This window comes from Siphonobacter sp. (assembly GCF_048595215.1).
Lineage (GTDB): Bacteria > Bacteroidota > Bacteroidia > Cytophagales > Spirosomataceae > Siphonobacter.
Map to the genome: position 1 here is coordinate 1 of NZ_JBMDWJ010000073.1, position 6,681 is coordinate 6,681.

Sequence of the window (6,681 nt, forward strand, 5' to 3'; positions counted from 1 at the left end):
TATCCCGATAGATCGTTCTGACGCTGACCTTGAACCGGGCCGCAAGTTCCGTAGAGGTGAGTAGGCGTTTGGATTGTAATTGCGTAAGTAAGGCGATTAATCGGGAAAGTCGGGGCGTATCTTGATCTTTCATGGGCTTATAGAAAAAGCGAAGAGTAATCCTATACTGTCACCCCGATTTGAAACCGTCATAGAATGATCGGGGTAGAATGGCTTCGCGTCTGAGACGCTTGACTAAAAATGCCCCGATTACAAATCGGGGCTAGCAGGGCATTCAATAACAATTACAAATCGGGATGAACAGGTGTTAAATGACCACATTTTTCTTCACGTAAGCCATCTCTTTTTTTACTCTAGCAGCGTCGAAGCCAATGGCTAATCGTAAGTTAAGGTGTGTTCCGGTAAAGTTTGTAAAGAACGTGGTAGGGCTGGCTGATAAACGGGTTTTGCAAAAGACACCGGACCGCTGGCCGGGGTGAATAGTATACTTGAGGTAACGAGTGATTTCCAGACCAACTACGGGCACATAACCCGTCAAATTACGACGATCGTTATCATCGTTTCCTCTGGGAGTGAATTCATTGACTCCAAGTCCTGCGTAAGGAACCCAAAGCCAGTCTTGCCGCTGAAGTTTTCGCCCGTACGTAAACTCGAAGGTTGCCAGGTTCGCTTTTGTTCCGGGCTCCCACACGCCCCTGCGTTCGAAATAATCTACAGTTCGGTTAAAACCTAAATTCATATCCCAGCTAAATCGTGATTTCTTTACATCGAAAGAAAAACCAAAATTAAAACTCGTGGCATCCGTAAAGTATAATTTGGTTTTTCCCTGCATAACGTTCCGACTTACGCCTGCGTACATTCCCAATTGCCACTTACTCAATTGATTTTTTATTTCAACTTCTGGAGTTTCTTCAATCAAACGCTGTACGTCATGTTCCCATTGATCCAGTACTTCAGGAACGGGCTTCATTTTTAGATCCGTATCAAAAGCGTGCGTCAATTGTTTTACGCGTTGACTGATTTGTCCGTAATGACGATTCATTACTGATCTTATGGACTCTGTATTTCCTTGTAAAGTGCCCATTTCTACCGTTTTTACTTGGATCAGTCTCGTGCCATATCCATAGATGTTGAAATAAATCTGAGCATATCGTAAATTGATCTCATTAGCCTCTGAAAGGGTAGAAAGGTTAGGGTCAAGCGTGGCAGTGGCTTTGACTATAGGGATGTATTTACTAAAAGGTTGTGGGATCAATTCATATTCATAATTAAGCGAAAGGTGAATGGAATTTCCTACTGGACTGATTTGAAAATCCTGATACGTAAGGCGGGTCGTGGGCGTCCAGGTAATACTTGCTGACTGAGCAAAAGCAAAGTGCTGAAGTAGAGTAAGGAACAAAAAGGATGCTACTAGATAAAGTTTCCGGGACATATTAAGTTAGGGATCAACAGTGGTTAATTACACTGGCACAAAATAAGGCATGACGAAAGCATTCCTTTCATTGGGTGCTCTTTATGTAGAAATAAATAGGGCTGTTCCTCATGTATTTAGGAACAGACCTGTTCAACTAATTAGCAATAAAAATTGTCTCCGCTCGACTCACCCCGATTTGAAACCGTCATAGAATGATCGGGGTGGAATGGTTTCGCGTCTGAGACGCTTGACCAAAAATGCCCCGATTTTAAATCGGGGCGAGCAGTGGATCGATACTATTCTTCCAGATGATTATGACGAATATGAACCGGAAGCACTTCCAGACTTCGACGATCCAATTGCGATAATACTTCTTCGAAGCCATATTGAGGCGTCCACCCTAAGTCTAATCGTGCTGAGCTTGAGTCGTATACCCGATCGATGGACGAAGGTAGGTCCCAGCCCCGCTTTTGAAAGGCTGTCAGTAATTCCGGAGCACGTTTCCGAATCACTTCTTCTAAATTAATAGCTAATAGCGAACAATCTTCGGGTAGGAATGGGGTTTTCCCAGAGATAATATAGCTTTGATAGAAAGGCCCGTCGTTGGTGAGTGCAGCTACGTGTGCGTCGGCGACATCACGAATATCTACCCCTCTAGATAAGCGATGCATAGCCATCACGTCAGCTTGGTCTGGAAAGCTGCGAGACATACGAATCACGCGGATAGCTAAAGATTCATCAGCTGCTTCCTGGAGCAAAGATTCGGCGGCTAATTTTGTTTGGTGATAAATACTACGGGGTTTAGGGATGGTCTCATCCGTAACCCAGGCAGCAACGCCCCTATCAATTGTTTGACCAAATAGAGCAGTTGTACTAGTGAATACAAGTCGGTGCAGGCCAGCGGTCCGGGCAGCTTCAAGCACTAGACGAGTGCCTTCCACATTAACACGATGAAATTCAATATCAGGAACTATTCCTACGTGAGGGGCGTGAAGAGCAGCCGTATGAATGACAGCGTCAGCCCCCCGCATTGCTCGAGCCAGCAACTCAGTGTCAACAAAATCGGCTACAATCTTTGTCGTAGAGAAAGGCGACCGATCAATACCTATCACTTGGTGTTTGGCCGCAAGTGCCTGATAAATGGCTCGTCCAACCCGGCCAGAGCTACCCGTTAAAACAATTTGCATAGGAATGTAGGTAATACTTTAAAAACGATCAGGTACTATTCTGCCCCAATGAAACTCTGGGCGAGCAAGGTTATCAAACTTTTTATATAAAAAAGGACGGAGATTTCTCCGTCCTTTCCTAATGTCCGCTATACCTTCCTTACTTCACCACCCGCACCTTCACATGCGAAGCTTGCTTCGGCGACGCATACACGCGATGCGTAGCTTTCTGGAAATCGGATTCGTTGGCTTTATAAATGTTTACGAACTTCTGCGGGTTACGGTCTACCAGCGGGAACCAGGAGCTTTGCACCTGTACCATGATCTTGTGACCTTTCTTGAAGCAGTGAGCCGCGTCCTGCATGTCAAATTTTACTTCTGCTACCTGATTCGGTACGAGGGCTTCGGGTTTTGAGAAGCTTTTACGGAATTTCGAACGCATTACTTCGCCGCGTACCATTAACTGAAAACCGCCCATTTTCGTACCCGCAATCGGACTGTTATTAGGGGCGTCTCCGGGATATACATCGATGAGTTTTACCACAAAATCGGCATCTGTACCCGTCGTTGATACAAACAGATCGGCCATCACATTTCCGGAAATAGTAACGTCTTCCGTTAATACCTCCGATTCGTAGACGAGTACGTCAGGACGTCTGGCGGCAAATCGTTGATCTTCGTACATGAAGTCAGCTCCACGAATGTTCCGGATTTCGCTCGTAAAGGGTACAGGTTTGTCGGGATCACTGAGGTACTCCATAAACGAATTGGCCGTGGGAGCATTGAAGGACAGTTTGCCATTAGGGTGGAAGTACAGATTCTTTTCTTCCGACTGCTTCGGTGGCCAGGCGTCGTACTTTTTCCATTGGTTCGAGCCTGTTTCAAAAATGTACGCTTTCGGCAGTTTCGGATCGGGTTGATCTTTCAGATGATGATTGAAAAAAGCTAGCTCAATGGTCTCCCGGTAGAAAGGGCCCGTATCCGAATCAAAACGAATATTACCCAAGACATCGCCCTTGACGCGTGACCAGCCGCCGTGAATCCAGGGGCCCATGACGAGAAAATTCTCGGTCTTCGGACTGTTCTTTTCAATCCCCGCAAAAGTTTTCAGGGGTCCGTACAAATCTTCCTGATCGAACCAGCCACCGACGGTCAGGATCGCGGGCTTCACATTTTTCAGGTGAGGTACCGGTGTACGAGCCTCCCAGAATGCGTTGTAGGTCTCGTTTTCCATCATCTCATTCCAGATGACGTTGGTACCCTTGAAGATCTTCTCGTTAATATTTTTGATCGGACCTAGCTTCTTATAGAACTCGTAGGAATCCGGCGTTCCAAAGGCACTGAATTGCGGAGTCGTCTGGGTCGTTGGTTGGGGACGGGGGGCTCCGTACGAGGATAAAAACGAAAAGGTACCCATCAGGAAAAAGGCTCCGTTGTGGTGCCGGTCGTCACCCATAAACCAGTCCGTTACCGGAGCCTGGGGCGAGGCCGCTTTCAGGGCGGGGTGAGCGTCGATGGCGGTCATGGTCGTGTAAAAACCGGGAGCCGATATACCCCAGGTGCCTACCTTGCCATTGTTTGTCGGCAGGTTTTTCAAGAGCCAGTCGATGGTATCGTAGGTATCCGAGCTTTCGTCTACATCCGTTTTCTTGGTTTTGTTGGGATTGAAGGGTTTCACGGCTACAAAGTCTCCTTCCGACATGTATTTACCCCGAACGTCCTGGTAGACAATGATGTAACCTTCCCGGGCGAAAAGCATGGAAGGGCCAATACTCGTTTTGTACTTTTCCTCGCCGTAGGGAGCCACACTATAGGGCGTACGATCGAGCATGATGGGGTACTTTTTTGATTCGTCTTTGGGAATGTAAATGGACGTGAAAAGTTTCACGCCGTCCCGCATCGGAATCATCCGTTCCAGTTTAGTATAATGCTGACGAACGTACAGTGAATCGGTTCGAGTAGTCGTTGCCCCTTGAGCAGAAACAGACTCCATCAAGGCCGTCGTCAAAGCCATTCCCAGCAGCAGGGCCAGTGAAATTTTTCTGAATTGGTGCTTCATTGGATAAAGATTAAGTGTGTATTGGGAAGAAAAGGAAGCGTATTAGGATTTGAGAAGGGATGGGTGTTTAATAAAGTTTGATGTTTGAAAAGCTCAAGGTTTGATGCACTTAACAAGTCGGGTACTATTCTCCGTTGACCAAAGAACCCCATCGGGGTTCAATCCGATTAGCCCGGGATGCAATCCAGGGAATGTTTAAATTCACCCGAAACCTTATAAATGATCTAGAAAAAATAATTACAATTCAAACATTCAAACAGTCAAACAGTATCACCTCGTCAAGGCATCCCGGTTTCGAATCCAGACCGCCTGTTGTAACCGATTATTCGCCTGACCGCTGACGACCCCGTTGCCCAGCCCAATGGCAATACCGGCTCCCCACCAGGCCCAATAGGCATTACTACCCCGGTTGTTGACACTGGTAAGGCCCACGATTGTGGTGCCTAGCGAGGCTACCGTCAGAATCGAAGAAATGGTACGGAGTTTGCGATACGCTTTATATTCGGAAAGTCCCGCGGTTGAGAACTCGAACTCCCGCTCCAGATTCTTCTGCCGAATACCCGAGGCATACGCCCGTCCGCCCTTGGCAAAGCGGGTACCATTACCGAAGACAAAAATGGTTTCGCGGTCGTAAGCTCGCCGCAGACTGTCTTTTTGAAAATCTCCCGGGGTTTGGGCCGAAGCTATACCGAATCCCGCCAGCAAAAGACCTACTAGTACTATTCGTTTCATGTGGTCGTCTAAAAATCCATTTGCAATATCGGAGGCGAGCGTTGATTTTCTAATGAGAATACGATTTCTCCAAAACATTCCGGGGCTTTTGGCGGGAGTATTGCGACTTTTCGGTAGATTGAGTGTATTTTTGGAGATTCAAATGGAAAGACGAATGGGAACGAACGGTACCCATACATTTTCCGGATCGATAAAGTAGCTTAAAGCCAGCAAGCCAACAGCCCGAAGCTGTTCAACTGACCATAACACGTGAATAACATTCGCAATTTCTGCATCATTGCCCACATTGATCACGGCAAGAGTACTCTGGCAGACCGTCTGATCGAACAAACCCAAACCGTATCTCAGCGACAAATGCAAAATCAGCTGCTGGATGATATGGATCTCGAACGCGAGCGGGGGATTACGATCAAGTCGCACGCCATTCAGATGGATTACAAATTTGAAGGACAGCAGTACGTACTCAACCTGATTGATACGCCGGGCCACGTCGATTTTAGTTACGAAGTAAGCCGCTCTATTGCGGCCTGCGAAGGAGCATTATTAGTCGTGGATGCCTCACAGGGAATCGAAGCCCAGACCATCAGTAACCTGTATCTGGCCTTAGGACACGACCTGGAGATCATCCCGGTATTGAATAAAATTGATTTACCGGGTGCCATGCCCGAAGAAGTATCCGACCAGATTGTGGATCTGATCGGTTGTGAGCGTTCGGATATTATTCATGCTTCGGCCAAAGAAGGCATCGGTATCGCTGAAATTCTGGCTGCCGTTGTCCATCGGATTCCTGCTCCTAAAGGCGAACCCGATGGAGCTTTTCAGGGGCTGATTTTTGACTCTGTATTCAACTCCTACCGCGGTATCGAAGTAATTTTCCGCGTCTACAACGGAGAAATCCGTAAAGGTGATAAAATTAAATTCATGGCTACGGGCCGTGAATATCACGCCGATGAAATTGGCGTACTGCGTCTGGAAAAAGAACCCCGCGATGTCATCAAAACCGGTGACGTAGGGTATTTGATCTCGGGTATCAAAACGGCGAAGGAAGTTAAGGTAGGGGATACCGTTACGCGGATGGACCGAATGGCCGCCGAGGCCATTAAAGGTTTCGAAGACGTGAAACCGATGGTATTCGCTGGAATCTATCCCGTTGATACGAGTGAGTTCGAAGAACTTCGCGAAGCGATGGAAAAGTTGCAACTCAACGATGCGGCTTTGATCTGGGAGCCCGAAACGTCGGCAGCTCTGGGTTTTGGATTCCGTTGCGGTTTCCTAGGGATGTTGCACATGGAAATCGTACAGGAGCGTCT

At 47.3% G+C, this 6,681-nt stretch carries 6 protein-coding genes; 1 reads left to right on the forward strand and 5 read right to left on the reverse strand.

The window, feature by feature from the left end; genetic code table 11:
* The 5 genes from ACOJTG_RS04340 to ACOJTG_RS04360 form a co-directional block, all read right to left on the reverse strand.
* A partial coding sequence (locus tag ACOJTG_RS04340) for an HTH domain-containing protein (RefSeq protein ID WP_420152697.1) occupies positions 1 to 133 on the reverse strand: 133 nt, incomplete at its 3' end.
* Positions 134 to 307: 174 nt separating this feature from the next.
* A complete protein-coding gene (locus tag ACOJTG_RS04345; RefSeq protein WP_420152692.1) occupies positions 308 to 1,042 on the reverse strand; it encodes a hypothetical protein in 735 nt (244 codons plus the stop codon).
* 668 nt (positions 1,043 to 1,710) lie between these two features.
* Positions 1,711 to 2,601, reverse strand: coding sequence for an NAD-dependent epimerase/dehydratase family protein (locus ACOJTG_RS04350; protein ID WP_420152693.1), 891 nt, complete (start codon positions 2,599 to 2,601; stop codon positions 1,711 to 1,713).
* Positions 2,602 to 2,740: 139 nt separating this feature from the next.
* Positions 2,741 to 4,639, reverse strand: a complete 1,899-nt coding sequence (locus ACOJTG_RS04355) for a CocE/NonD family hydrolase (protein WP_420152694.1) — start codon at positions 4,637 to 4,639, stop codon at positions 2,741 to 2,743.
* A 270-nt stretch (positions 4,640 to 4,909) separates the two neighbouring features.
* Positions 4,910 to 5,371 carry a hypothetical protein gene (locus ACOJTG_RS04360; protein ID WP_420152695.1) on the reverse strand — a complete coding sequence of 154 codons (462 nt, stop codon included), beginning with the start codon at positions 5,369 to 5,371 and terminating at the stop codon, positions 4,910 to 4,912.
* 249 nt (positions 5,372 to 5,620) lie between these two features.
* Between ACOJTG_RS04360 and lepA the strand changes: the two genes are divergently transcribed.
* Positions 5,621 to 6,681 (forward strand): translation elongation factor 4 (lepA, locus tag ACOJTG_RS04365; protein ID WP_420152696.1); only part of this gene is annotated, 1,061 nt, incomplete at its 3' end.